A 24,958-nucleotide genomic window follows, 5' to 3' on the forward strand; every position below is an offset into this window, starting at 1 on the left:
ATGAAGGAAACCTCCACAGCTCTCGATCTTAACTCGGACATTCAGACTGAAACCAACGAAATTGAATTTGCTTCTGATCAGGGTGAAATGACCAAGCTGTGGAATAAAGTTTCTGAGTCACTGAAAGAGCTTGTTAGTGGTGACGCATTTCATCGTTGGTTCGAGTCAGCCCGTCTGGTTTCGATGAACGAAACTGAGGCTGTTCTTGCTGTCGAAAGTGACATGCACCAAGTGTGGATTGAAACGAATTACCTTCCCGAAGTTCAGACCGCATTTTCCCGGGCATCCAAGTTGCCGTGCAAAGTGAAAGTGATCGTCGATGACGTTCAACCTGAACCTAACAAAATTTCAAATATTGCAGATCAAAATGAGGAGTCATCGGATGAGTCCGACACAACCGGTGAGGACCTTCTAACAAGTGTTAAATTTTCGTCACAGAAAGCTTCTAGTCAGAATTTCGGCAAGAATGTTTCTTTCGAGGGTGAGCCTGCGATTGGCCGTAAGTTGAAGTTGGCGGGTTTGAACCCACAGTTCAGTTTTGACCGCTTTGTAGTCGGCCAGAACAACGAGTTCGCCCACGCCGCATGCACCGCTGTCGCATCCGCTGCCAAAGCCGTTTACAATCCACTATTCATCCATGGTGACTCAGGACTGGGCAAAACCCACCTGATGCAGGCCATCGGACAGAAATTGATGGAAAGCGATCCTTCCGCGAAGGTCGTCTACCTCACCTGCGAGAAATTCACCAACGAGTTCATCGATATGGTTCGAAAGGGGACTTTGGAGAAATTCCGCCGGAAATACCGCCGTGCTGACATTCTTCTGATCGACGATATTCAGTTCCTGGCAGGCAAAGAGCGCTCACAGGAGGAGTTCTTCCACACATTCAATGAACTTCTCGATCTTCAAAGCCAGGTGGTGCTGACCTCGGACCGACCCGCCTCTGAGCTCAAAAACGTCGAGCCTCGGTTGGTTTCCCGTTTCGAAAGCGGACTGACCGTCGAGCTACAGCCTCCCGGCATTGAGACTCGTCTCGCCATTCTTCGTCGCAAGATGGAGGACTGGGATGTGAAATTAGCCGATGAGATTCTCAACATGCTGGCGGAGCGTATCCAGAGCAACGTGCGTCGCCTCGAAGGAGGTCTGGTCCGCATCGCCACTTATGCCTCTCTTGGTAGTGAACAGGTCACTGTGGAACGCGCCGAATTTCTGCTCAAAGACATTCTCCGTGAAGAAGGACAGAAGCGAGTGACAGTCGATTCCATCCAGAAGGCAGTCAGCGAGCATTTCGACCTACGCATGGCCGATATGACCAGCCGCCGTCGTCCCACCAATATCGCGTTCCCACGTCAGATTGCGATGTATTTGAGCCGACACCTCACACCTTGTTCATTGGTGGAAATTGGCGAGGCCTTTGGTGGTCGTGACCATGGCACCGTGATTTACGCATGTCGGAAGGTGAAGCAACGTATCGAAAGTGAACCCCAGGTTCGTGATGCTGTTGACATTTTAATCACCGTCCTGAAGCGGAAATAATTGTGCCACAGGCGCTCCTCCATCTGAAGGGGCAGGGGAGCATGCGAATTTCCTCGCGATTGGAAAGCTAGGGAGTCACCTAGGCGGATGATTTGGACGTTGAAAAATGCTCCGCAATTGTTAATGAGTGCTTGCCATGGAGCGAGAATACTCCAAAGTCATCGCGATTCTGAAATATGGATCGAGATGATCGGTCACTATATATGCGGCCACTCATCGAAAAGAGACACAACATACCTATTACTTCTAACCCGGAACATCCACTGAGATACACCTCGTTACAAGCCACCCTCCCTATTAGCCATCCCACACTCATATGAAATTTTCTATCAGCAAGGAAGCGTTCCTCGATGCCCTGCAACAAGTGCAACACGTCGTCAGTAACCGGGCCACTCTGCCTATCCTTTCTAACGTCCTTATCGAAGCCGTTGATGGCAAGTTGAAGCTTACCACCACTGACCTTGATGTAGGTGTCAGCGGCAGCGTTGAGGCAGACATTGAAAAAGAGGGCTCTACCACACTCCCAGTCAAACGTCTGGTCAGCATCATCCGTGAGCTTCCTGCAAGCGAGGTCGAGGTATCCGTCGATGCCAAGAATCACGCTTCCATCAAGTGTGGCCCCAGTTTCTTTAAAATCATCGGTCTGGGTGAGGACGAGTTTCCACCGCTTCCGAAGTTCGAAGATGCCACTGAGTTCAAGATCGCCCAGAGCGTGTTGCACGATGCGATTAAGAAGACTTCCTACGCCATCTCCACCGATGAAACACGCTATGTGCTCAACGGTATCTACGTTTCCTTCCGCGAGGGTAAAATGACTTTCGTTGCTACCGACGGACGCCGTCTCGCCATGGTTGAAAACGAACTTGAGTATCCAGCCAGCCACGAGACCGACATCATCGTTCCATCCAAGGCAGTCAACGAACTCCAGCGCATGCTCGGCAGCGAAGGCGACGCCATGGTACGCCTGAGCGGAAACCAAATCTCCTTTGAAATTGGCGACAGCATCATTGTCAGCAAACTCATCGAGGGCAACTACCCGAACTACAAGCAGGTCATCCCCGGTGAGCGCAAGGAGCGCATCACCATCAACCGTGAAGAGTTCCTCAACACCGTGCGCCGTATCTCACTGCTCACCTCCGAGAGTTCCAACTCCGTCAAACTGACCTTCAGCAAAGGCAGCATCGACGTGCAGGCGAACTCGAAGGATATCGGTGAAGCCAAGGAGCCAATCGTTGCCGACTACGATGGTGATGAGTTTGCAATCGCCTTCAACCCAGAGTTCCTGATGGCTCCGCTGAAAAATCTCGGCGAAGAGTCTGTCTATCTCGATCTCATCGATGGCATGAGCCCCGGTGTCATCCGCATCGACAGCTCATTCCTCTACGTCATCATGCCGATGCGTGTGAGCTCTTAATCCGCTTGTTAAACATTTTAATCAACCCCGGTGACAGAAATGGCATCGGGGTTTTTTCTTGCTACCGTAAACAATGACTCCAGTTTTAATTAGCATTGCATCACGGTATCCCTGATCCAGATTGTCCATTATGAAATCAACAGTTCTCTACCCCATGGCAGCTTGCGCGCTGTTTGTCAGTTGTTCTGACTCTCCCGTCTCAGACAATACTCCTGTCGCTAAGCCCACCCCAGCGGTTCAAAAAGCACCATCAACACCGGTGCAGGTAAAGAAGCCGGAAACAACGAAGCCTGCCACCAAGCCAGGATCGGTCACCAGTATCGACGTGGGACGTGTGTTTACCATGAAGCAAAGCGACCAGGCACATGTAATCGATGTTCGTCCGCCGCTTTACTACCGATTGGGCCATATCGACGGAGCTGATAGCATGCCGCTGATCAAATTCGACAAAGTCATCGCGTCCAAACGTCCTCAGCTTGACGCAGCTGTGAAGGCAGGAAAAGTCATTGTGCTCTATTGCCAGAACAGCAATTGTCCCGATGCCCATAAGACGGCCGTCAAACTTGCCAAACTAGGTTACTCCACCAGCGTCTATCGTGGTGGGTGGGAAGAGTGGAAACAAGCTGGTCTGGAGTGATCGCAAGTGGTCTGCAACTCCGTGACCAGCTCGTCTCAGGTAGAACTCATTCCTCGAGATAAGGATTAACTGCGGACTCCTTTGTCTTCGGCTGCGTGCCGGATGAACCGCGGGATTCAGTATCCGGTGTACCTTCGATGTGTTGACCCCCATCGGTGTAATCAGGTGAAGAGCCATCTGAGTCGTCCATCATCTCAAACCAATGAACTAGGAAGAAACGCTTCTCTTTGAGATTGAGAAAGTCATCGGACCGACCGATCAAGGGGCGCAAGGTCGTGGTCATTTGTAACGTCACTAACATAAAGATCATGGCCCAGATGTGAAGGTGTCCGCCCTTACCACCACCCATGCTCTTACTGGCTCTGGTAATCACCCGGAGCCCGAAAATCAAGCAGATGAGCCATATGGCCAGGCTGAGAAACCCAAAGAAAACCAAGGAGTTGCTAGATGTGGAGAACAGCCAGACGACTGGCGCGAACCCAACCAATAGCAGCGAGGTGATCGAGAGAAATGTTAGCATCAGTCCGATGACATGCTGCACCTTGGCATCCATGCCTCCCAGAGCGCCGAATATATACAGACTGGGAAGGCAGATCAGACCACTGAAGAGCACTCCACCGATGACTTTCACCGGCGATGCCCAAAGCTGTTCACCAGCACTGAACATACCTAGCACCAGTCCGAAAACGGCGAGGCAGATCAGGGTGACAGCAAGTAAAGCAGGAAGGGGGCTCCGTTCCCCATGGTTGATTTCATAGACCACACTGAGAGGCTTTTTCAGCAGATGATTGAGGATGTGAGAGAACCCAGTCTCGGTGATAGAATGGTAGTCTGGATCAACGTATTTGGCTCCAGCCTGCTGCATCGGCGGGTTTGGCGATGGTGAGGGCTCGGGAGCATTTGGCTGAGGGAGCTCGGGTGGTGTTTGTTCGTTCATATTATTTGGTTGTTAGAAGCCTGAGAGGAGGAGAAAGGATCGCCAGACAGTCTCGTAAAAGCTGCCTTCCATCGGGTGATCACGAAGAAACTGGACTTGAAGCCCGGGTGATCCAAAGAAAGGGCGCATGATCCAGGAAATCTGGGCACCGACAAAGAGGTTGCCTGCCAGCCAGGCAAAAAAGGTTCGTGTGCCTAACAAACGGCTCGTAGCGAAATTGCGTAAGTGTCCCAACAGTGATCGATGTGCGATGATTCCCGCGTAGGCGATCAGGAACGTATGAGACAGCAGTATGGTACTATGCCATTGCTGAGCTCCTGGTTCGTGAGGTTCCGGTGCCTGCAAAGCCATGAAAAAAGTGATAGGGCTCAGCGAAGCTAGGATGATCGACATCAAGGCAAAACCGGCTAACAGAAACTGCAAACTCTGCCGAATACTGATACCGCTACCGAGCACCATGGCCAGCATGCCATTGATGAGGCCATTGACTAGTAATGTGGCAAAAATGACCAAAGGGAGTTTGATGGCCACGTAACTCGCCATTTCCCAGCCCTGCCAGAGCCCTAGGGTAAACCCATACATGCCACAACCGACTAAGATGGCGGGGATGCAGAATGCCAAAGAGACAACGGGTTGTTTCTCCAGCCAACCTTGTAAAAGCCCACGGTTCCCTCGACATAAAGGGGGGATGGAGGATGTGAGTTGGTTGAACATGAGGAGGATCAGCTAGTGGTAGTGGAACGATATCGGGGCCTAGGTGAATACCGATGCTGAATATCACTAGATCACGATTAAGAAGACTTGATGAAAGCATTGTGATCTTTCTGTGAAATCGTTCGCCTCGATTTCTCACAATCGGCACATGACTCGGATATCTGGTCCGAAAAAGACCGCCCTCCCATATAGAGAGGACGGCTTTTTATTGCCAATAATGTTCACCCTTATGATTGAGGCAACATTAGATGGGAGTGATTATTTCTCTGACACGTTCAATGAGCCCTTTACCTCAATCGTCCGATTAAGGGTGAATGTGGCGTGGGCCAGTCGTTCCGGTTTACCCAGATTGAAGGGAGTGACAGTCAAAATCTCGACGGTATAAACTCCATCGGTGAGATCGTCAGAATTCCATTGGTCTGGATCGATAGTCTGCGTCGCGGATTGTGGTGTGATGGTGTTGAACGCAACTGGTTGGTAATCTTGTGCGATGATGTTCTGAGAAATCTGCTGCGCATCACTGGGGTTGTCATTTTTAGGCCCCTTGTAGAGATTGAGATAGGTTTTGCTGGTGGGGTAGAGATCGTTGACCACCATGGTGATCGAGGGCATATAGCCAAGGGTCTTGCCATTTAATGGAAATGGCTCAAGAGCACTGGCGTTGTTAGCCAGGAGTTGAGCGTCTGCCACGGGCCAAATCTGCACTTTCTTCTCGTCGAGGAGAGTCCAGCCAACGTCAGCATCGGGCAAGGCATAGGTCCGGATATACTCTTCTCCGCGCTGCTTGTAAGGAGAGCTGCTGACGAGTGAGGTGTTGAATTGGGCATTTAGCGCGCCGTTCTTGGTTACGTAGAATGCTTCCACCACGCGCTCCTGACTATTCTCGGGAATTCTGTCCACACCCTCAGGGTATTCAATCACGAGCCGTTCGACGTAGATTCGCCGCGCCGCTTCGGGGGCATTTTCATCCGTCAATAGTCCCTCAAAGGTGAGCTCGACATCAAATTTCCGATCCGACCTCGTTCGAGCAACCACCGTGTAAGGATCCTCGGTGCTGACCTTCACCGTTGCTTTCGGTAGGAAAGAACCCACTACAGTCTGATCGAGTAGATATAATTTGGTATCGGGTGCCAGCCCAACTCCGTAAAGTGCGAAATGCGAGCCCGCAGGTCCCACCGGCAGCGCGGTATCGACCGTGCCGGATTCCTCACCAATCGTATCCGGCCCCTCGACATAGATATGCTGAGTGAGTCCGGTGGCCAAATCTGTCTGAATAACAAAGTCCTCGGCAGCTCGTGTAGAGTGAGCACAGAGTATGACTGCGAGCACAGAGGTAATGACATGAGGCTTCATCATAGCGACGTTACTGGCTTGGCTCCTTTTTAACTGGAAGGACTGAGATCGGGTTTTTATGACGGACGGCGACGACGATTTTCCCGAGCTTTTTGACACGCTCGAGTTTTTTCTCGTCGATAGGTTTGAGGCCCTTGGCTTGATCGAGAGTTACTTCAAAGCAATACAGCCATTGGCTGTTCGCGCGCAGGAACTTCGGCCAAATGGTGAAGTTTTTTTTCGGCGACGGGATGAGGTGCGCTTGGAGTTTCTCTGGAATGAACAGAATGCAGCGCTTGGGCAAGATCGTGTGTGTCCCATTGTCGACTAAGATATCGGACTTCTTGTAAGGATCCGCATCAGCGATCAGGGGGCGCTTGTGGTTATCTACGGGGCCCTGTGCTGAGGCAAAGTTGTAGCCGACGGCAAAGAGGATGCAGATACCGAGGATGGATGAGTGGCCTGTCATTTGGGTCCTGCGGTATGTCGGTGAAGAAGGATTTGTTTAATTACCAGCCAGAGTGGTCGTATTCTGTGCGATGATACCGGCGGAGTCGCCCCAGATGGTGGCTGATAGTTGAGTGTCAAATACCAGTGTCGGCAGCTCAGTGTTGGAATTCTCCTCCGTCGTTGTAGAATCGGCACCTGCATTTGGCGCATCAGTCGTATCAGTGGGAGTGACGATATTCGCACTTACGGATGCGGTCGTTTGTCCTGGTGCGAGAGTGAATGACCAAAGGAATGCTGTTAGTGAAGAGTTCGTCACTGAATAGGCACCGTTGACACCGGTAGGTCCTTCGCGTCGGATGGCCCAAGTGATGTTAGGTTTATAACCTTCATAAACGTAACCACGGATGTCGAGCTCCCCAGTAGGAACCGGAGGGTCTTTAATGGCCACCCCATGGAAGTTTAAATAGCATTCCTCGCTGCCTAACATATTTCCTACTTGTAGGATGTTAAGAGTGACGTTTTGGTTCTTAAAGACGATAGGACTATTGTAGATAAACCCACCCGACGCTTCGGCGCCTGTAGTCGAGGCAACTAAGGAAACATTCGTCAAAAGACCAACGTCTTCGATCGAGGCTTTGATGACAGAGGTTCCGGTGAAAGTGTTGCCTAGCAGACCGCCAATCAAACCATCTGGAGAGGCTAACACCCCACCTACCGGATTCCCAGCTACAAGACGCCAATCGTAACCGGTGATTTCGTAATGCCAGTGGTTTACGAATGTTACCGTCTCTACAATGTTGAGACCCGCCATCGTGTTGGCTTGGGTCATGCCTGGAGCCGAATAAGTCAGATCAGCCGCGGCAGTGCCGGCTAATAATAAAGCGATGGATGTTGTGATAGATACCTGCGTTGTCATGAATTTCGTGGGTTCGAGATTCGGTATCTGGGTGGGATCAGTTAGACTATTACCAAGACCAAAATTGAATGTCAATAGGTTGAAAGTAAATAGGTTGTAATTTAATATTTTATCTCCTAACAGTTTTAAAAATAGAATGAATTCAACGATTGATGATATGTTAATTCAGAAAATATAGCTTAACCGATAAGGTCTCATTATTCTTTGATGATTGAATAATGAGCATCAAGTATGCCGCTAATGGTGGCCAACTCTTGTCGGCGTATATGATTTCAGGATCAGGGTTTGGTCTTTGTCTGAATGAACGCAAAAACACCTTTTTTATTACTAACAACGATATCGATTTTGCCATCGCCATTGAGGTCGCCTGTGGTGATTTGGCGACCAACTCCTGAATTGTCGTCGATTAAATAAGGAACCAGTTCGGCTCCATTTTCATTTCTCACGGTGCGGAACCAATACAAAACAGCAGGTTGAGCAGCGCCGGGGTCTTTGCCGTTGTGAGCAAAGTAACACTTGCCCGTCACGATGTCTTTGACGCCGTCTCCATCGATGTCGGCGCAAGCCATCGCATGCGGTTGACTGAAGCAAACGCCGTAGGGATTCCCCTCTGGTTTGTCTGTCATCACGCTATGGGCTTTGAAGGTGATTTTTCCATCTTTCTTGATTTGCTCATACCATACTAAACCCCATGCGTGAGCATCTAGGGCTGTGACGACATCGTTGTCGCCATCACCATCGATGTCATAGGCAAACATTTGGGCACCACCTTTATCAGGAGCGAAGGGGAAGGGATGAAATGTCCACGGTGATTTGCGATTCCAGTTTTCTGGTTGCTGCCACCAACCACGCTTTTCGAGGATGTCAGGAAGATTATCGCCGTTGATATCGCCAGCACCGAGACCGTGTGTGTATTTCTTGAGGGCCCGGTCTTTGGGGGAAACATGGAACACTTTCCAAGGCTTGGTCGGGTCTGTATCGGGTTCAGCCAAGGTGATGTGGTTTTTGCTGTATGCGAGTAATTGCTTACCTTTACCCAACACCTGTAAATACTGCGGTGACTCATTACAGATGTCGTCCTGCGCTTTGCAGTGAGAACAGCTGAATTTTTTATTATCGGGTTTTGCCGGTTTCTCCCCGGGATTGATCGCAAGGTGAGCCGGTTGAGAGGGGAGGCCGACTTTGAGTATGTCCGGCCACTTATCTTTGGTGATGGTATCAGGAAAGGTGAAGAAGTTGTTAGAATAACCACTCAATCCACGACCAGTGATCGGAAAGAATTTCACTGGTGCGTAGGCAAAGGATTCCTTGAAGTCAGGCCCTTGCCACCACAGAGAGCCAGCGATGACATCCGGATGTCCATCGGCATTGATATCCGCAATCGATGCCCCCTCAGAGATATACTTATCGAGAAGTTGAACTCTCTTGTAACTGACCTCCGTCTTAGGTGGCTCCTTGGCATCCGTTTCTGCTATGAAGAAAACGGCAAGACTAAGCGATGTCGGTAAAAAGAAAAATGGTTTCATGGATCAAAGGAATACTCAGGAATCAGGCCGAGTATAGCAAGCAAGCATCCAAACATACCAGAAACTCTCACGGTGTAGCTATCAACTACACGTCTGAGCTGGGCAAGTGTGCGTAAAAAAACCGTAACAAGCACATTGAGCACTAGTTACGGTCTTTTTGAAATGGTGGAGGCGACGGGAGTCGAACCCGTGTCCTGGATGCCTTCTACTTGAGTGTCTACATGTTTAGCTGGTCGATAGGGTTTTAAGAGAGCGCTTGCTCGCCAGCGGCTTACGATCTCCGATTGTCCTGTTTAGTCTTACCTTGGACCCGGTCACCCGATCCTTGGCCAGTCCACTGTTTTGTCGCCTTTCACCCTAGTGGACGTCGGGTAAATAGACGTTGCTGTCAATTAAGCAGCAAGTGCGAGCTCGTTAGAGTCTGCAATTAGTTTGTTTGAACGGCTTTTTTAAGAGGCCAACCGATCAACCTCTACATGCGACCCATGTTTCCAACATCCAGTCGAAACCATGACGCCCCCCAAAGATTTAACTCCTCAGGAGATGTGGGAAAAGTGGTGCAGTTTCAGGGATTTGCAAGTGGAATTTTCTGCCAGATCACGTGGACAAAAAAAAATCCCCCCGCGGTTTTGCCACGAGGGGAGTGTTGTTATGAAGGATGTGGTTAATTACGGATGGTGGAGTTCATGACGGTATCGACGCCGCCATTTTTAAATCCTACCATTTTGCCTTGTTTGCCGTCGCCGATAGGAAGAGTGACTTTCCAATCGTGCACCGGCACATCTTTTTGGCGATATTCACTGCGGACGTAGTAGCTGATGTAGAGCTTGCCGTCGGTGATTGGTTTGAATCCAAGCGCTTCGAGGGCAGTCTTGGCTTTACCGATGGCGTCTTCCACGAGGACTTCACTGGGGGCAGGGAGCTTGGAGAAATCCAGGTCGTCGAAGACTCTGGTGCTACCTTTTTCCCGAGAGTAATAATTGGCTTTGCCTTTCTCATCAACGCTTACGCTGTGAACATTGGCTCCTCCATCGTAAAACTGGAAAGACCAGCGTTTGTTGGTTCCGTTGTAGTTGCCTGAGACGGCATAGAGCTTCATTTTTTCACCACCGGCGGCCACGGTTTCATTTTTTAGAGCGACCGCGAGGGCTTCCTTCGTATTGTTGACCTGTGCTGAGACAGCAATGGTCATGGCTAACGCGGCAACTGACGTTGCGGCGAATTTTCCTAGTATCGTTTTCATAGCATCGAGTACCCTACATAAGGGCATCAATGCAGATCAAGTCGTAATGAAGGAAAAAATCGAGTTGGCGGCTGTAGGCTATATTTCATAAGGGATAGGGAGGCCATATTACGTTAGACCAGTCTATTTAGGTTATGAAATTAGATGCCTGTCGCAGTCCTAAAGCGTGTGACCCATGCGGTCTTTTTTAGTCTTCAGATATTTCTCGTTGTGAGGATTTGAAGGAAGACTAAGGGGAATTTGCGCGCAGATTTCGAGGTTGTAGCCTTCGAGGCCGATGACTTTCTTCGGATTGTTAGTGAGTAGTTTGATTTTCCTAACACCGAGATCATACAGGATCTGAGCGCCCATGCCGTAATCGCGGAGATCGGAGCCGTATCCGAGTTTCTCGTTGGCTTCAATCGTGTCGAGACCCTGTTCCTGAAGTTTGTAGGCGTGAATTTTTGCAGGCAAACCGATTCCTCGGCCCTCTTGACGTAGGTAAAGTAGAACACCGCCCTCCTCAGCAATTTTGCGCATAGCGGCATCTAACTGACCGCCACAATCACAGCGTTGCGAGTGGAATACATCACCGGTGAGGCATTCGGAGTGGACGCGGACAAGAGTCGGTTTCGTGGGTGAAATATCGCCGTGGGTGAAAGCTAGGTGATGACCGCCGCTGGTGGTGTCATCGGTTTCAACGTAGTAAAGATGACAATTGAACTGACCGTAATCGGTAGGCATCAAAATGGTTTCTCCGCGACGGACCAGTTTCTCTGAACGACGTCGGTATTCGATCAGATCGGCGATGGTGCAGGCCTTGAGGTTGTGCTGTTTCTGATATTCTCCCAGATCTCCGGCACGAGCCATGGTGCCGTCCTCGTTCATGATTTCGCAGATGACTCCGGCTTCAGGGAGACCGGCAAGCCGGGCCAGATCAATGGCGGCCTCGGTATGGCCGGCACGGCGGAGGACACCGCCAGGGACAGCTTGTAGCGGGAAAATATGGCCCGGCTGGACGAAGGATGCTGCTCCGGCGTCAGGATTGGCGAGCAGATGGATGGCACGTGCGCGATCGGCAGCGGAAATACCGGTGGAAATACCTTCGGCAGCATCAATGGAGACCGTGAATGCTGTTTTTTGGGACTCGGTATTCCGAGGGGTCATGGGTGGTAAATCCAGCTCCTTGGCCCGATGTGCAGAAATAGGCGCACAAATCAGCCCGCGACCGTGATTCGCCATGAAGGCGATGATCTCGGGCGTCACCATCGATGCGGCGGCTACGAGATCGGCTTCATTTTCTCGGCCTGGATCATCAGTGACGATGACCATCTTACCGGCGGCAATTTCAGCGACGATTTCATCGATGGGATGGAGAGTGAGTGCGGACATATTTTTCAGGAATCGGGTGTCAGGGATCGGGACTCAGGAACGAGGCTGCCGGATTTGATGTGAAGATCGCGTTGCGGGAACGGGATTTCAATGCCGTTGTCGCGGAAAGCTTTCCAGATAGCAAGGAGAACGTCCGAACGGATGTTACTGACTCCTTGAGGAGCATCCTCGATCCAGAACTGCACGCTGAGGTCGATGGATGAATCTCCGAAACCCGTGAGCAGACAGTTTGGTGGGGGATCTGCAAGGACACGGGGGATTTGTTTGGCCGCCTTGGTGCAAATTTCCATGGCAGCAGGAACATCGGCGTCATAAGAAATGCCAACTGGGGCTTTGATCCTGACGATCCGATCTGAAAACGACCAGTTGATCACCTTGTTGGTGACGAAGTCTTCATTGGGGATGAGGATTTCTTTCCTATCGCGCGTGATCACCGAAATATAGCGTGTGCGGATGGAGTTGATCCAACCGAACGAGCCTTCGATCTCGATAACATCGCCGGGTTTGATGGATTTATCGAGCAGGATGATCACACCGGAGACGAGGTTGGAAATGACCTTCTGCAGACCAAAACCAAGACCCAGACCAAGGGCACCAGAGAAGACCGCCAAACCACCCAAGGGAACGCCGCCAATTTTCAACACCCAGACGATGGCTCCGATGTAAAGAAGCAGTCGCACGGCTTTTCCGATCAGAACTTTGATCGACGGTGGGATATCTGTGCGAGGTTTGATGATGGCATCGATGAAGCGGATGGACAGGCCAACCAGCCAAAGCAGCAGAAACATCGCGGCGATGGCTGAGACTATTTTCCACAGATCAATTTCGATGCTGCCGATGGGAAGGCTGATGTTTTCCAACGCGAGGCTGAGCGGTGTCAGCCAACCGAACAGATGCAGGGCAAAGATCACCAGCATCGCTCCGCCCAGATATCTGGGGGCAGTGCTGCCCTTCGAGAGCGCCGTGGCGAACTGATAGATGACAAATGCGGTGACCAGTAACGCTGTGGTGTAGATGTATCCGCTGGGGAGGTAGCCTTCGCCATTTTCCACAAGAACGGCTGACCAGTTACTGCGTGCCGACCATGTGATCCACAGCAGCAAACAGGTGAGAATCGGAACCCCGCTGATACTCTTCCCTGGGTCAAAGAAGCGGGTGAGAAACTTACTGAAGACCGAGCCTTTCGCGAAAACCTTTTTGCGAAGCAGAATTGAACCGGCGATGGCTCCACCCACACAGAAGGCAATCGTAGCCCATTGCCAATAATCCTGCTGATCATCGACGAGAGAAAAAAGAGTGTTTTTGATGACTTCGATATCGATCATAGAGTGAGCTGATTTTTAGTCGTCAAGTTGGAGTTAGAAGTGATGAGAGGTGCCCCTTACTCAGGGGAAGGTTCGTGGACGGAGTTTAACATTCCACCACGTTGACGGCGAGTCCGCCACGCGAGGTTTCTTTGTATTTCTCCTGCATGTCCTTGCCGGTATCTTTCATGGTTTTGATCACCTTGTCGAGGGAGACAAAATGTGTTCCGTCTCCGGACATCGTGATTCGGGCGGCATTGATGGCTTTCACCGCGCCCATGGCATTGCGTTCGATGCAGGGGATCTGGACTAATCCGCCGATGGGGTCGCAGGTCAGTCCGAGGTTATGTTCCATGCCAATTTCTGCGGCATTCTCCACCTGATGGTGGTCGCCACCGAGGTAATCGACCAACGCTCCGGCTGCCATGGAGCAAGCAACGCCGACCTCTCCTTGGCAGCCGACGTCGGCGCCGGAGATCGAGGCATTCTTTTTATAGAGCGTAGCAATGGCACCTGCCGTCAGGAGGAAACGATGCACCGCCTCGCGTTGATCACGTTTCGTCTGATGCGGGCTATGTTTGAAACGGGTGGCGTAGTGTAAGACTGAAGGGATGATTCCAGCCGCGCCATTGGTAGGAGCCGTGACCACGCGGCCACCAGCGGCGTTTTCTTCGTTCACAGCCAGCGCATACAGGTTGACCCAGTCTAAAATGGTCAGGGGGTCTGTTAATGAGTTCTCCGGATGCTCGGCCAGTTTTTTGCAGATGGCGTAGGCTCTTCGTTTGACGTTGAGACCTCCCGGCAGAGTTCCTTCGTTTTTACACCCGTTACGAACGCACTCCTGCATGGCATCCCAGATGCGGTCGAGAGCTGCTCGGGTTTCTGCCTCAGGCCGCACAAGGTTCTCATTGGCCATGATGATTTCCGGAATGGAAAGTGAGTGTTCATCACAGAGTGATGTGAGTTCATCGGCTGAATTGAACGGGTAAACGGGATCCACTTCATTGCCGAAATTGGGGTTTTTCATCTCGGCGTCGGTGGCGATAAATCCACCACCCAGCGAGTAATAGATTTCCTCCATCAGCACTTCGCCATTTTCACCGAGCGCCAAAAGGTGCATGCCATTGGGATGCAATGGCAGCGGTTCAAGCCGGTGGAAAGTGAGATGTTCACGCTCATCGAATGGCACACTGTGGGTTTCATTCCACACCAGAGTTTTACTCGAACGTAGAGCCTCCAGCATTGTGGCGATATTTTCCACATCAATGGTTTCTGGCTCGTTGCCCATCAGGCCGAGCATGATCGCAGTGTCGGTGCCGTGACCTTTGCCCGTGGCCGCGAGCGATCCGTAAAGGTCGCATTTCAAGCCGTGCACCGACGATGCGTGCGGGCTTTCCGCTAGGGCGCGAGTAAACATACACGCAGCACGCATCGGCCCCACGGTGTGGGAGCTGGATGGGCCGATGCCGATGGTGAAGAGATCTAGAACGGAAATCATCTAGGAAAGGCTCAGTTAATTAAGAAGGGTCCGTTTTTTCCAGAGCTTCAAACACCGGCACTGGAACATACCGACGCACGGTTTTCTGCCAGCCTTCCGGCCCGATGAGACTCTTGACCATGCTAGAAGAAAGTTCGGCAATATCGCGAGGGGGCATGAGGAAAGTGGTGGTGATGTTCGGTGCCATGTCGCCATTGATGTGGCGCATCACACGTTCATATTCGTAGTCATCGGATGAACGTATTCCGCGTAGGATGTAGTGGGCATCAACATCGCGTGCGTAATCCACGAGGTAACGATTGTTAAACTCGGAGATCGTCAAGCGCTCGCATGAGGGAATGGATTCGCGTAGCAGACGGAGTCTTTCCTCGACAGAGAAACTGTATGACTTGGCGGGATTACTACCGATGGCGACGTAGAGCCGATCGAAGAGTTCCAGTCCTTGTTTGATCATCCATAGATGGCCATTGGTGGGGGGATCAAATGACCCGGCATAAACAGCAGTGCGCATAGTAGAGTGGGAGATTGTTGATGTGATGGATGCTAGGGGAACCAGTTGTTAGTCCTCCCAGATCATGTGCGTTTTAGCGAGATTGTTGGCGCGTTTGGCAGCTTCCTCAGCACGAGGGCCTTTGTAGGTGGCGATACGGCGGGCGAATTTGACTGCGGCTTCCCAACGTTTGTCAGACTCTAACATGGCAAGTGCTTTGAACCCGCAACGGTAGAACCAGAGCCATTCTTCCTCTTTCTGCGCTCCCGGCTGGTCGGCTTCCACTCGGATAATGACATCGATATATGAGTCGAGGGCTTTACCTCGCTCCTTCATGCTTTCGTAGGTTTGTCCGCGGAGAAAATGAATACGATTGTTCCATGCCAGCGGAAGATTTTTTTCCTCAAGCAGCTCGTTGTAGATGGTAATCGCTTGATTGTATTTTGTGGTATCGACGGAGCCTTGGCGGTGCAGGCAATCGGCAAGTAAAACGCCAGCCTCTCTACGGATGGCAACGTCTTTGGATTTTTTCAGAGGAGCGAGTGACTTTTCAGCTTCCTCGTATCGACGGAGATCGATCAGCACTCTGCTTTGTTGAATGCGTGATTCAGCAGCGAGAGGATGATCACTGTCGATGATCTTTTGGAACATGCCGATACAGTCTTCCCTTGCTTGGGGCGTGCCACCTAGGCGGGCTGCCATCGCTGCGTAGAATTCGGAATAGGGCGCGTAGGGGCTTTTAGGAAATTTGGCTGCGATGTCTTGGAAGACTCGGCGAGCCTTGTTAAAGTCTTCATTGTGGTAAAGAGACTCTCCAAGCTTGAGCATAATTCCTGGTATTTGGGGACTATCCTTGAAGTCGTTGATATAGGACTCTGCAATTTTTGCGGCAGCGTCCCATTCCCCGGCGAGTTCTTCAGCTCTGATCCCGATACGGGTGATGGTGTATTGATTGGCGGCATCGGTTAGTCTTGGAGCGATGGTTTCGAGCTCTGCTCTAGCTAGAATGACATCCGGCGGGCTTATATCTACGCAGGCGGAAGCCAGTGCCAAGCGAGCTTCATTTTCGCGGGGATGATTATCATGTGCGATAATGAAGGCCTCAAGGTCGGTCCGGCCAGTGACATCTCCCTGGCTGCACTTCCAAAGAGCTCGTTCCAACATCAGGGAGGTGCGGATTTTCTGATTCTTATTCGCCTCGTTGATTTTCTCGAAAGTCGTCAGATTGCTAGCTAGCAGTGACATGATACCAGCGTTCACACTCGCGGCCGAAGCAATGTCTGTAGAGGCTGATTGACGGGCATAATTAAAAGCGGCAAGGGCATCTTCTGGTCTGGCTTCCTTGGCTAACAGAAGACCTCTCAGAAAGCTGGCTTGATCCTTCAGTCGAGGTGAGAAAGCAACTTTCTCCATGGCCGCCAATGTGTAAGTGGCCCGCTCAGGGTTGTTTTGTTTCAGGTGCAAATAGGCGGTGTCTAACAATGATGCCGAAGCCAGCTTCATGTATTGCTCATTGGCCAGTAAGTTAGACGCTGGCTGCAGTGCCCGTAGACGGGCGAGTATGGCTAAGGCTCGGCTGTGGTTATTGGTATCAGCGGACCTCGCCAAAAGCTTGGCTCGATAGTAGAGTGACAGCGTTACCAAGTCGCTATGCTCCAAAGGCGTTTGTGTGGTTAGAGGTAGAGCAGCAGCTGAGTTGCCAGACGGGTAAAGCAAGTTTTCGACGGGTGGCGTTTCGTCACTCCATTCGCGAAGCTTGAGCAAAGTCGGGTGGTCGAGTGGCACCTCTTCTGGAAGCAGCTGTGCAAGTCGCATAAACATCGGCTGGAGATCCGCTGAGTCAGGGTGATCGGTGATGTACTGGACAAGCGTGGCGATGGCGATGTCACTTTGCTGATTGGCTGCTTGGGCATCGGCCAGACCTAGAACGCAGGCGTGATAGATTCTTTCACTATGGTGTGTAGTAGCCGTGATCTGACTTTGAAATTGGTTGATTGCATCGACCGCTTTTCCTTCATTGAGCAAGAGTCTGGCAGCAAGATACTCTTTAAGTTTGGCGGCTGCGGCATTCTGTTCGTCGATGTTATCGAGTGCCTTGGAAGCGAGTTCGTAATGCTTCTCGTTGATATGAATTTCAGCGGCTAACAGGTTTGCCGTATTTCGAATCGTGGCGGTCTTCGATTTTGCCAGAGCTGTGAGCGTGGTAATAGCTTCATCGGTCTGGTTCAGCGCAATCTGGACGCGCGCTCTCGCCAGCTGTGTTTGACTATACTGTGGGTGGGTTTTTGGAACAGAGGCAAGAGCAGCATCAGCATCACTGTACCGCCCTAGCGATGCTAAGGCCTCAGCTTTCCAAACTGGGGTGTCTGAAATCTCCGAGAGCTCTTTGGTTTCTAAAATCGATAGAGCTTCGGTTGCTTGCACGATGTCGCCTTGCGGACTCAGGCTGGATCTGACGAGCGCTTCTGCAAGTGCCAGCGAGGTGTAAGCTTTGGCACTTGCGCCCAGCTTTTTGTTTTCCAAGACTTCGCGGAATTTATTAACTGCAATGTCGGGGAGATCGCCCGCCATCGCTTTCGCTCCTTCTTGATAGGTCGTGTTCTTTCCAAGTTCTTTCATCGCCGTCACCCGGTTGGGCGCAGCGGTCAGCGTGGTGAGCAACAGAGCTGTGGAAATGAATAGTCTTAGAAGCACAGGGACATTATGCTTCAATATTGGCAAAATCACAGAATTTGTTCGCAGAAATTATAGTCTGTTTTTGTAGGAATTGTTTTGGGTTCCGCACGAATTTCGCGTGAAATAGCGGAGCCATGAAACATCTTAGGGAAATCGGAGAAGACGCTCTAATCGCACGATTGATTGCCGGCCTTAATCAAAGCGATGAGGTGATTGTCGGCCCTGGAGATGATTGTGCTGTGGTCGATGTCGGGAATGAACATGATTACCAACTACTGAAAACAGACTGTCTCGTAGAAGGGGTGCATTATCTGTCGGAAGCTCCAGCAGATCAAGTAGGCAGGAAAGCGGTCGCCAGAGTGATCAGTGACTTTGCTGCGATGGGGGGGCGGCCAGCACAACTTCTAGTGACCATCGTGATGCCGGGTGGCCAGTCGGTCGAATATGTCGAGCAGCTATACAAGGGCATGAACAGTATCGCCGAGAAATATGGTGCGGACATCTGTGGTGGAGAAACAAGTTCGGTTCCCAGTGGAGCACCCACCGTGATTTCGATTTCAGGCACAGGCTGGGTGGACAAAATGCGCTACGTGACCCGCAGTGGTGGTCAGCCTGGAGACAGGATCTTGGTCACGGGTTTGTTAGGTGGATCAATCTCAGGTAAACATCTCACGTTCGAACCTCGCGTAACCGAAGCAAATTGGCTCGCAGAGTTTGCCAAACCCCATGCGATGATGGATCTGTCTGACGGCTTGGCAAAAGATTTGCCCCGTCTTGCTAAGATGAGTGGCTGTGGATTTAAAATAGATGAGTCTTCGGTTCCGTGTAACCCCGGCAGTTCTGTTGGCCAAGCGATAGGCGATGGTGAAGATTATGAACTGCTGTTTGCGATACCAGCTGACCAAGTCACAGCCTTGAAAGAAAAATGGGCAGGGAGGTTTCCTGATTTACAACTGACGGATGTTGGAGAGCTAACGAAAGCTGATAAGGGGGACTCTGGTCAGTCTGGAGGCTGGGAGCACTTCAAATCGTAGCTAAGAGCATTCTCTTGCGTCGACAGTAAGCAATGAGACCCACGATCGCTATGACCAAAGCTATCAGTTGATAGCCCGACAAACCCGCAAATGGCTTCGGTGTAGCGCGCATGAACTCATGAAGGAAACGAAATAGTCCGTAGCCGATAAGGTAGAGATGGAAATGCTGATAGGTCTGCCATTTGCGATGGCGCATGTAGGCGAAGACAAGAATCGCGCAAACATTGAAAGCAATTTCCACAGGCACAGCAGGCCACCGATCGAGCCCTCCAGGCAGAACACAGGAAACACCTGCACAGCATCCCTGAATGAGGCAGCCCAAGCGCCCGAGAATAATGCTGAAGGGCACGATCAGCGCGAAACGGTCTCCGGTGATACGTTGATATCCTAACAGTTTCTTGAATAACTCGACACCGATGTACCCTCCGAGCAGGGCACCTGTGATGGATTTGCCCGCAAGCCAATGCAGCCATCGATCATCGCCAGTGTGCAGCCACCCTTCGGAAATGAGATAAGCAACTTTCGCGCCCAGGAATGCGCAACCCAAAGCGCAGATGTAAACCAATGGTAGCCGACCATCGTCACGTGACATTTTTATCCAGTAATACGCGCTCAGGATGATCGCCAGCAGCATCGTGAGGCTGTACCAGTTAGGTGATACATTTTGGAAAACCTCAGACATTAGCAAAGGAGGCGATGGCACAAAATCCGAAGCTAAGAACGATCATGGTCACTGGCGCAACCAAGATCTGAAGGAATGTGAATTTGCAGCTGTGTTCTAAGATCGGTTGTAGCATCGGTGTGCCATCTTTGTTTTGGATACCCGGCACGAAAAAAGCATCACAGGCACCAATGAACATGGTGAAAACAGCGAAAAGTAGGAGGTTCGGAGCGAAGGACATCGGGAAAAACTGATTGATTCCTGCAAGGACCATCAGCCCTCCCGGACCGGGGCTGATCCATATGATGAAACGAAAAAACGTTTTCGCCGAAGTGGCTGGATCATTGGGCAATGATTCACTGGGGGGATGCCGTTGCTCCAAGGAGAAATCATCCTTGAGATCATCGGAAGAATCCTTCGGTGGGACGGGGTGCATGATGATTAAATGTTTTGGATTCCTGAGTGGTAGTATCGGCAGAATGAATCAAGTTTTCCATCGGGCCGGATCACATGCGTGCAGCATCGGTCGATTCGATCTTCGTCCCATGTCCAAGAGTCCATGAACGGTTTGATAAACAGGCGGAAGGTATCTTTTTCCTCCATCTCAAACTTATGTAGCAGTTCTCCCAGAGCGGTGTTTTCACAGCCACATTGTTGCAGGTCTGCCAGCTCGTAACGCACCTTGTCCTTGAGAAAATCCTGCACGGTCGAGAAGTCTACAAAATCACTGATCGATCTCACCCCGATGGGTGTTTTTAGCAGGTAGCCAATCGTCGCGCAGTTAGGGTCACCGCAGGGCAGGGGGGTGAAGTCTTCGAATTTGATCGTGCCTTCAGATTGCCCTACACACCCGAGAATGATGTCGGCGGCATTGAGTCGGCTGGCTTCTGGGTTTAGTTTGTTAGGAGCAATGCCCTCTGGCACGCGACCCGACCAGAACATCGGCTGAAAACTAACACCACGGCAGTTGTCGTGCTCCAAGCCGAACTGGATGGTGTCCCAGAGTTCGTTCAGATTCTGCGGCGTCACAGTCATCGCCAAGGTGACAGGGATGTGTTCTTTCTCACAACGAAGCATAGCCCGTTGCTTCATCTTCCGTAGATCGCCTCCGCGTAGCACCTTCTGGGCATCGGGGCCCGTTCCATCGAACTGAAGGTAGAGTTGGAAATTGCCCCGTCTTGCCCGCTTTCCAAGTTCAGCTAGGAAATCGTCATCCTTGGCAATCAAGACACCGTTGGTATTCACCAGAATGTAATCAATGCCATCGCGATGGTGAATCCAGTCGAGCAGCTCGAAAAATTGTGGATGCAGTGTGGGTTCACCACCGGAGAGTTGCAGGATCTCGATGTTTCTCTTCCGCTCTAACACGCCAGTGATGCGCTCTTGGATGTTTTCCAGAGAATGATAGTCGAGTTTATCCTCCACCCCGGTCGGTGAGGCAGCGAAGCAAGTAGGGCAGGCGAGGTTACATGAATCGACGATTTCTATCAGAGCCAGACAAGTCGAGAGGGTTTCCACCGTTTCTCCTTTTTCTGCGAAAGCATTCTTACCCAGAGTGCCATCATTGCCTGAGGGATCTGCGCAGCAGGCTCCAGCCCCACAGCAGGAGTTCTGCTCGCTGCCCTTCGACATCCAGTAGAATCGGGCATCTGAGGAAATACACATCGATGCCTCACCGTGCGTTGGACATTCTCGCGTGAGGTAAACCTTCGATGGCGTTGCATTGGTTTTCCATACCGAAGCCGGGCAAAGATCGTGGCAGACCGGACATCTAGAGGTGGTATCCTTGAGATGTGTCCTAAGCGATGGAATGGAGGCGTTCATAGTCAGAGTTCCGCCACCTTATCAGAGCACCTCAGCCATCACATCGCCCATGCGGGCATAGGTTTCTATCTGCTTGGCAGAATTTTCCAGCAGGTCATCTGCGAGCCGGACTTTGCCAGGTTCGAAAACTGTGATGGTGGAGGAACCTCCGAATGCAAAATAGCCTTTCTCAGATCCTTTGTTCATCGCTTTGTCTGGCTGATAGGTTTGTAAAATACTACCCACACATGTCGCGCCAATTTCCAGCATCAGGACGGTGCCCATGGTTTCCGTTTCGATCCGGGTCAGGGTGCGTTTGTTTTCCCAAAGATAGGCGAGATTGCGTCCGAGTGCGATGGGTGACACGGAGAATAGTGGGCCATTGATGAGTCGGGTCGGCCCAGGTGTGCCACTAACAGGAAAGTGAAAGCGGTGGTAGTCTACCGGGCAGAGACGGGAGAGAACAAGGGAACCTCCTTTGAACTGATTACTGAGTTCATTGTCGTCTAACAGCGAGCTGAGATCAAACTTCTGACCTTTGACAAAGAAACCTTCGATCTCATCAATGTTCGTAAATCCAAGATGTCTGCCATCGGCTGGAAATACCACGGGAGCATCTGCGATCGGGCGGGCTTCTGCTTTCAATTTACGGTAGAAGAACTCGTTAAAGGTGGAGTAGCTGTCTGGTTTGTCAGCAAACTCTCCAGCATCCATGCGGTAATCGTGGATGAAAGGCAGCACCTTCTCTTGGCTGACCGCCTTGTCCATGCGCCTGCCATACCACTTGGAAAAGAAAGGGCGTTTCACGAAACTGTGGAGCGCGATCTTACCCAGGGGATTTCCATAGGCCCATTGCAGAAACCCCTCACCATAGACCTGCTCGGTTTCCATGGATTTGCTGTAGCGATTGTAAAACTTGATCTCTTTCACTGGCGAGAAACTAGCACTGCTACTGGCTGCCAGACCAGCACAACCCGAGATCCATGAATCAAATGCGTACAAAAAAGCAGGCGGAGAATTTTCTCCGCCTGCTGGAATTGGGTTGGGATATGTGTTTATAGGCGTTTCACGCCCAGAATTGACGCATCAGGAAATCTGACAGTTGTCTGGTTCAGCGGGCCTTAGGCTGCTTTGAGCAGCTTTTGGGCTTTAGCCACGGTGGACTTACTGAGTTTGCCGTTCACTTTACGTGATTTATCGAGCATTTCCTTCAGTTCATTCAGCGTAGTGTCAGCTGCTTTCAGAGCCTTCCGTTCACCGCCGTATTTCTTATCTGAGAAATATTTGGTAAATGTGGTTCCGGCACGGCTGAGGCAAAGACGCCAGCCCTGAAATGCGGTGGTCTCGTATGTGAAACGCGTTAGGTTCTTTTTGGATTTCATAGTAGTTGTGTGTATTGATTCCGTTACACTAATAGATGATAGATTCTCATCTGTCCAACAACTCTTGTGTAAATACTGTAAATTAATTCAAACGCTTATACTAACTTTTGTCTATCAGACGAGGCGTTTTGTAGCCCCTAGACCATATGAAATCATGGTTTAGGCTGAATTTCGGGCCGAAAAAAACTCGCACCCCATTTCAGGGATGCGAGTTAGAAAGATGTTAGGATTTGTCAGAAAAGTTAGAAAACTTGACTAACAATCTTACTCTTCATCAGCAGATCCGGCGACAGCCAGGTCTTCGATGTCGGTCCACTCGATGTAAGCCATTGGAGCGGAGTCGCTGGTGCGGGCACCGAGCTTGGTGATCCGGCAGTAACCACCTTGACGGTCTTCGCAGACTGGGGCGATTTCGCTGAACAGCTTGCTGACGACCTCTTTCTGACGGAGGAAGGCAACAGCCTGACGGCGTGCGTGGATGTCACCGCGCTTAGCGAGTGTGACCATTTTCTCTGCCACCGGACGCAAGGCCTTGGCTTTGGCGAGGGTGGTGCGAATGCGGCCGTGCTCGATCAGGCTGCATGCAAGGTTAGCAAGCAGCGAACGACGGTGTGCGGTGTCGCGTTGAAGTTTGACAGTTTTTTTTCTGTGTCTCATGGGAATAGGTCCTTTCGGACAGTTAGTGGATCAGATGCGATCCGGTATTAATCATTAAGGTTTTGTGCGATAAGGTCAGCAAGTCCGACAGGAGCTTCTTCTTCGGCACCGAGGCGAGGTGCAGCCACTGATGGCAGCGCTCCGGTGAGCAGGGAAGGATCGATGTTCATGCCGAGGCCGAGGCCAAGCTCAACGAGCTTCTCCTTGATCTCATTGAGAGACTTCTTACCGAAGTTGCGGTATTTGAGCATTTCTGCTTCTGTCTTGGTGGCCAGCTGTCCAACGGTGGTGATGTTCGCGTTGTTGAGGCAGTTGGCGGCACGAACGGAGAGTTCGATCTCGTTGACGCTCATGTTGAGCAGTTTCTTGAGTGCGGCGTTCTCTTCGCTCTGCTCGGCTGGTGCTTCTTCGAAGTCGACGGCGTTTTCATCGTAGTTGACGAAGACGTCGAGGTGGTGACGAAGGATAGCGGAAGCTTGAAGCAATGCATCAGATGGCTCGACGCGACCGTCGGTCCAGACATCGAGAACCAGTTTGTCGTAGTCAGTCATTTGACCAACACGGGTGGCTTCGACGGCGTACTTGACGCGGACGACAGGTGAGAAAATGGAGTCGATGGCGATGACGCCGATCGGCATGTCCTTGCGCTTGTTCTCGTCGCCGGTGTTGAATCCACGGCCGACTTTGACTTCGAATTCGCAGTCAAACTTCACCTTGCGGTCAAGTGTGCAGATGATTTGGTCCTTGTTGACCACTTCATACATGTTGTCGTCGTTGATGTCAGCGGCTGTGACAACGCCTTCTTTTTCAAGCTTGATAGTAAGAACGCGAGGCTCTTTGCCGTGGTGCTTGAACTTGACCTTCTTGAGGTTGAGGATGATGTCGGTGACGTCTTCCACGCAGCCAGGAAGGCTGGAGAATTCGTGTTGGACACCGGCGATACGCACAGAAGTGATAGCGGCACCCTCAAGAGAGGAAAGCAGCACGCGGCGAAGTGAGTTACCAATGGTGTGGCCATAACCACCTTCAAAAGGCTCAGCGGTGAACTGGGCGTAAAGGTCGGACTCAGTGTCCTCGTTCTTGGTCAGGCGGTTTGGGAGTTCAAAACGATCCAGCTTGAACGCTGTATCTTTTGCTTCTTCTGTGGTTTCAGTAGTATTAGTTGTGTCTTCGGACATGGTATTTCTGGGTTACCGGGTTACCCTCTGGCGAGTATGGATCAGCGGATCGTCAAGGATTGACAGTTGGCAGATTTTCAGAGGACCTACGGCGATTATTGACTCGCGGGGCGGGGAATTAAGGTGAAGTGTAGGCGGAATGCAATCGTTTTTTTGCGATTTTGCTGCTTTGTACGATTGTATCTGAACAGCTTGTCTG

23 protein-coding genes and 1 other RNA gene are annotated in these 24,958 nt (G+C 51.1%); 4 read left to right on the forward strand and 20 right to left on the reverse strand.

Translation table 11 applies throughout. From position 1 onward, the window contains the following. The 3 genes from dnaA (at position 1) to ACSPJT_RS00015 (ending at position 3,587) form a co-directional block, all read left to right on the forward strand. Positions 1 to 1,536, forward strand: a complete 1,536-nt coding sequence (dnaA, locus tag ACSPJT_RS00005; protein ID WP_435894320.1) for a chromosomal replication initiator protein DnaA — start codon at positions 1 to 3, stop codon at positions 1,534 to 1,536. A 316-nt stretch (positions 1,537 to 1,852) separates the two neighbouring features. Beyond that, entirely contained in the window at positions 1,853 to 2,950 is a 1,098-nt protein-coding gene (dnaN, locus tag ACSPJT_RS00010) for a DNA polymerase III subunit beta (RefSeq protein WP_435894321.1), read from the forward strand. 130 nt (positions 2,951 to 3,080) lie between these two features. After that, a complete protein-coding gene (locus ACSPJT_RS00015; RefSeq protein ID WP_435894322.1) occupies positions 3,081 to 3,587 on the forward strand; it encodes a rhodanese-like domain-containing protein in 507 nt (168 codons plus the stop codon). Between the two features lie 46 nt (positions 3,588 to 3,633). Here ACSPJT_RS00015 and ACSPJT_RS00020 read toward each other — a convergent pair whose 3' ends face one another. The 13 genes from ACSPJT_RS00020 to ACSPJT_RS00080 all read right to left on the reverse strand — a co-directional run bounded on the left by ACSPJT_RS00020 (position 3,634) and on the right by ACSPJT_RS00080 (position 18,062). Continuing rightward, positions 3,634 to 4,524, reverse strand: a complete 891-nt coding sequence (locus ACSPJT_RS00020; RefSeq protein ID WP_435894323.1) for a Yip1 family protein — start codon at positions 4,522 to 4,524, stop codon at positions 3,634 to 3,636. Between the two features lie 12 nt (positions 4,525 to 4,536). Then, positions 4,537 to 5,238 carry a hypothetical protein gene (locus ACSPJT_RS00025; RefSeq protein WP_435894324.1) on the reverse strand — a complete coding sequence of 234 codons (702 nt, stop codon included), beginning with the start codon at positions 5,236 to 5,238 and terminating at the stop codon, positions 4,537 to 4,539. Positions 5,239 to 5,496: 258 nt separating this feature from the next. Beyond that, complete coding sequence (locus ACSPJT_RS00030; protein WP_435894325.1) at positions 5,497 to 6,594, reverse strand: hypothetical protein; 1,098 nt, start codon at positions 6,592 to 6,594, stop codon at positions 5,497 to 5,499. Between the two features lie 7 nt (positions 6,595 to 6,601). Beyond that, positions 6,602 to 7,039 (reverse strand): hypothetical protein, encoded by a 438-nt coding sequence (locus ACSPJT_RS00035; RefSeq protein WP_435894326.1) that lies wholly within the window; start codon positions 7,037 to 7,039, stop codon positions 6,602 to 6,604. A 36-nt stretch (positions 7,040 to 7,075) separates the two neighbouring features. Continuing rightward, positions 7,076 to 7,936, reverse strand: coding sequence for a hypothetical protein (locus ACSPJT_RS00040; protein WP_435894327.1), 861 nt, complete (start codon positions 7,934 to 7,936; stop codon positions 7,076 to 7,078). A 278-nt stretch (positions 7,937 to 8,214) separates the two neighbouring features. Further along, positions 8,215 to 9,462, reverse strand: a complete 1,248-nt coding sequence (locus ACSPJT_RS00045) for an FG-GAP repeat domain-containing protein (protein ID WP_435894328.1) — start codon at positions 9,460 to 9,462, stop codon at positions 8,215 to 8,217. A gap of 163 nt (positions 9,463 to 9,625) precedes the next feature. Next, positions 9,626 to 9,983: a transfer-messenger RNA gene (ssrA, locus tag ACSPJT_RS00050) on the reverse strand. Positions 9,984 to 10,126: 143 nt separating this feature from the next. Then, on the reverse strand, positions 10,127 to 10,705 hold the full coding sequence (locus ACSPJT_RS00055) for a hypothetical protein (RefSeq protein WP_435894329.1): 579 nt from the start codon (positions 10,703 to 10,705) through the stop codon (positions 10,127 to 10,129). Positions 10,706 to 10,864: 159 nt separating this feature from the next. Further along, positions 10,865 to 12,076, reverse strand: a complete 1,212-nt coding sequence (locus ACSPJT_RS00060; protein WP_435894330.1) for a bifunctional 3,4-dihydroxy-2-butanone-4-phosphate synthase/GTP cyclohydrolase II — start codon at positions 12,074 to 12,076, stop codon at positions 10,865 to 10,867. Positions 12,077 to 12,081: 5 nt separating this feature from the next. Continuing rightward, positions 12,082 to 13,401 carry a mechanosensitive ion channel family protein gene (locus ACSPJT_RS00065; RefSeq protein WP_435894331.1) on the reverse strand — a complete coding sequence of 440 codons (1,320 nt, stop codon included), beginning with the start codon at positions 13,399 to 13,401 and terminating at the stop codon, positions 12,082 to 12,084. 85 nt (positions 13,402 to 13,486) lie between these two features. After that, the gene (locus ACSPJT_RS00070) at positions 13,487 to 14,878 is read right to left on the reverse strand and encodes an L-serine ammonia-lyase (RefSeq protein ID WP_435894332.1); all 1,392 of its coding nucleotides are present in this window, start codon (positions 14,876 to 14,878) and stop codon (positions 13,487 to 13,489) included. A 19-nt stretch (positions 14,879 to 14,897) separates the two neighbouring features. Then, positions 14,898 to 15,389: a pantetheine-phosphate adenylyltransferase gene (gene coaD / locus ACSPJT_RS00075; protein WP_435894333.1), complete on the reverse strand. Its 492-nt coding sequence runs from the start codon at positions 15,387 to 15,389 to the stop codon at positions 14,898 to 14,900. A 48-nt stretch (positions 15,390 to 15,437) separates the two neighbouring features. Beyond that, on the reverse strand, positions 15,438 to 18,062 hold the full coding sequence (locus tag ACSPJT_RS00080; protein ID WP_435894334.1) for a tetratricopeptide repeat protein: 2,625 nt from the start codon (positions 18,060 to 18,062) through the stop codon (positions 15,438 to 15,440). Positions 18,063 to 18,178: 116 nt separating this feature from the next. Here ACSPJT_RS00080 and ACSPJT_RS00085 point away from each other — a divergent pair, with 116 nt between their 5' ends. After that, positions 18,179 to 19,078, forward strand: coding sequence for a thiamine-phosphate kinase (locus ACSPJT_RS00085; protein WP_435894335.1), 900 nt, complete (start codon positions 18,179 to 18,181; stop codon positions 19,076 to 19,078). Here ACSPJT_RS00085 and ACSPJT_RS00090 read toward each other — a convergent pair. The 7 genes from ACSPJT_RS00090 to ACSPJT_RS00120 all read right to left on the reverse strand — a co-directional run bounded on the left by ACSPJT_RS00090 (position 19,068) and on the right by ACSPJT_RS00120 (position 24,759). Continuing rightward, complete coding sequence (locus ACSPJT_RS00090) at positions 19,068 to 19,760, reverse strand: prolipoprotein diacylglyceryl transferase (protein ID WP_435894336.1); 693 nt, start codon at positions 19,758 to 19,760, stop codon at positions 19,068 to 19,070. The genes ACSPJT_RS00085 and ACSPJT_RS00090 overlap by 11 nt on opposite strands. Then, positions 19,753 to 20,175, reverse strand: coding sequence for a hypothetical protein (locus tag ACSPJT_RS00095; RefSeq protein WP_435894337.1), 423 nt, complete (start codon positions 20,173 to 20,175; stop codon positions 19,753 to 19,755). The genes ACSPJT_RS00090 and ACSPJT_RS00095 overlap by 8 nt, the downstream gene beginning before the upstream one ends. A gap of 5 nt (positions 20,176 to 20,180) precedes the next feature. Further along, complete coding sequence (locus ACSPJT_RS00100; protein ID WP_435894338.1) at positions 20,181 to 21,563, reverse strand: radical SAM protein; 1,383 nt, start codon at positions 21,561 to 21,563, stop codon at positions 20,181 to 20,183. Positions 21,564 to 21,584: 21 nt separating this feature from the next. Continuing rightward, entirely contained in the window at positions 21,585 to 22,472 is an 888-nt protein-coding gene (locus tag ACSPJT_RS00105) for a phosphatidylserine decarboxylase (RefSeq protein WP_435894339.1), read from the reverse strand. A gap of 191 nt (positions 22,473 to 22,663) precedes the next feature. Continuing rightward, a complete protein-coding gene (locus tag ACSPJT_RS00110; protein ID WP_435894340.1) occupies positions 22,664 to 22,924 on the reverse strand; it encodes a hypothetical protein in 261 nt (86 codons plus the stop codon). A 264-nt stretch (positions 22,925 to 23,188) separates the two neighbouring features. Then, on the reverse strand, positions 23,189 to 23,581 hold the full coding sequence (rplQ, locus tag ACSPJT_RS00115) for a 50S ribosomal protein L17 (RefSeq protein ID WP_435894341.1): 393 nt from the start codon (positions 23,579 to 23,581) through the stop codon (positions 23,189 to 23,191). 47 nt (positions 23,582 to 23,628) lie between these two features. Beyond that, the gene (locus ACSPJT_RS00120) at positions 23,629 to 24,759 is read right to left on the reverse strand and encodes a DNA-directed RNA polymerase subunit alpha (protein ID WP_435894342.1); all 1,131 of its coding nucleotides are present in this window, start codon (positions 24,757 to 24,759) and stop codon (positions 23,629 to 23,631) included. Positions 24,760 to 24,958: the final 199 nt, after the last annotated feature.

The organism is Oceaniferula spumae (assembly GCF_042849255.1).
Lineage (GTDB): Bacteria > Verrucomicrobiota > Verrucomicrobiia > Verrucomicrobiales > Akkermansiaceae > Oceaniferula > Oceaniferula spumae.

Excerpts from the sequence above, each read along its gene's own strand:
- dnaA (WP_435894320.1), top strand. The coding sequence starts at position 1 with ATGAAGGAAACCTCCACAGCTCTCGATCTTAACTCGGACATTCAGACT.
- dnaN (WP_435894321.1), top strand. The coding sequence starts at position 1,853 with ATGAAATTTTCTATCAGCAAGGAAGCGTTCCTCGATGCCCTGCAACAA.
- ACSPJT_RS00015 (WP_435894322.1), top strand. The coding sequence starts at position 3,081 with ATGAAATCAACAGTTCTCTACCCCATGGCAGCTTGCGCGCTGTTTGTC.
- ACSPJT_RS00020 (WP_435894323.1), bottom strand. The coding sequence starts at position 4,524 with ATGAACGAACAAACACCACCCGAGCTCCCTCAGCCAAATGCTCCCGAG.
- ACSPJT_RS00025 (WP_435894324.1), bottom strand. The coding sequence starts at position 5,238 with ATGTTCAACCAACTCACATCCTCCATCCCCCCTTTATGTCGAGGGAAC.
- ACSPJT_RS00030 (WP_435894325.1), bottom strand. The coding sequence starts at position 6,594 with ATGATGAAGCCTCATGTCATTACCTCTGTGCTCGCAGTCATACTCTGT.
- ACSPJT_RS00035 (WP_435894326.1), bottom strand. The coding sequence starts at position 7,039 with ATGACAGGCCACTCATCCATCCTCGGTATCTGCATCCTCTTTGCCGTC.
- ACSPJT_RS00040 (WP_435894327.1), bottom strand. The coding sequence starts at position 7,936 with ATGACAACGCAGGTATCTATCACAACATCCATCGCTTTATTATTAGCC.
- ACSPJT_RS00045 (WP_435894328.1), bottom strand. The coding sequence starts at position 9,462 with ATGAAACCATTTTTCTTTTTACCGACATCGCTTAGTCTTGCCGTTTTC.
- ACSPJT_RS00055 (WP_435894329.1), bottom strand. The coding sequence starts at position 10,705 with ATGAAAACGATACTAGGAAAATTCGCCGCAACGTCAGTTGCCGCGTTA.
- ACSPJT_RS00060 (WP_435894330.1), bottom strand. The coding sequence starts at position 12,076 with ATGTCCGCACTCACTCTCCATCCCATCGATGAAATCGTCGCTGAAATT.
- ACSPJT_RS00065 (WP_435894331.1), bottom strand. The coding sequence starts at position 13,401 with ATGATCGATATCGAAGTCATCAAAAACACTCTTTTTTCTCTCGTCGAT.
- ACSPJT_RS00070 (WP_435894332.1), bottom strand. The coding sequence starts at position 14,878 with ATGATTTCCGTTCTAGATCTCTTCACCATCGGCATCGGCCCATCCAGC.
- coaD (WP_435894333.1), bottom strand. The coding sequence starts at position 15,389 with ATGCGCACTGCTGTTTATGCCGGGTCATTTGATCCCCCCACCAATGGC.
- ACSPJT_RS00085 (WP_435894335.1), top strand. The coding sequence starts at position 18,179 with ATGAAACATCTTAGGGAAATCGGAGAAGACGCTCTAATCGCACGATTG.
- ACSPJT_RS00090 (WP_435894336.1), bottom strand. The coding sequence starts at position 19,760 with ATGTCTGAGGTTTTCCAAAATGTATCACCTAACTGGTACAGCCTCACG.
- ACSPJT_RS00095 (WP_435894337.1), bottom strand. The coding sequence starts at position 20,175 with ATGCACCCCGTCCCACCGAAGGATTCTTCCGATGATCTCAAGGATGAT.
- ACSPJT_RS00100 (WP_435894338.1), bottom strand. The coding sequence starts at position 21,563 with ATGAACGCCTCCATTCCATCGCTTAGGACACATCTCAAGGATACCACC.
- ACSPJT_RS00110 (WP_435894340.1), bottom strand. The coding sequence starts at position 22,924 with ATGAAATCCAAAAAGAACCTAACGCGTTTCACATACGAGACCACCGCA.
- rplQ (WP_435894341.1), bottom strand. The coding sequence starts at position 23,581 with ATGAGACACAGAAAAAAAACTGTCAAACTTCAACGCGACACCGCACAC.
- ACSPJT_RS00120 (WP_435894342.1), bottom strand. The coding sequence starts at position 24,759 with ATGTCCGAAGACACAACTAATACTACTGAAACCACAGAAGAAGCAAAA.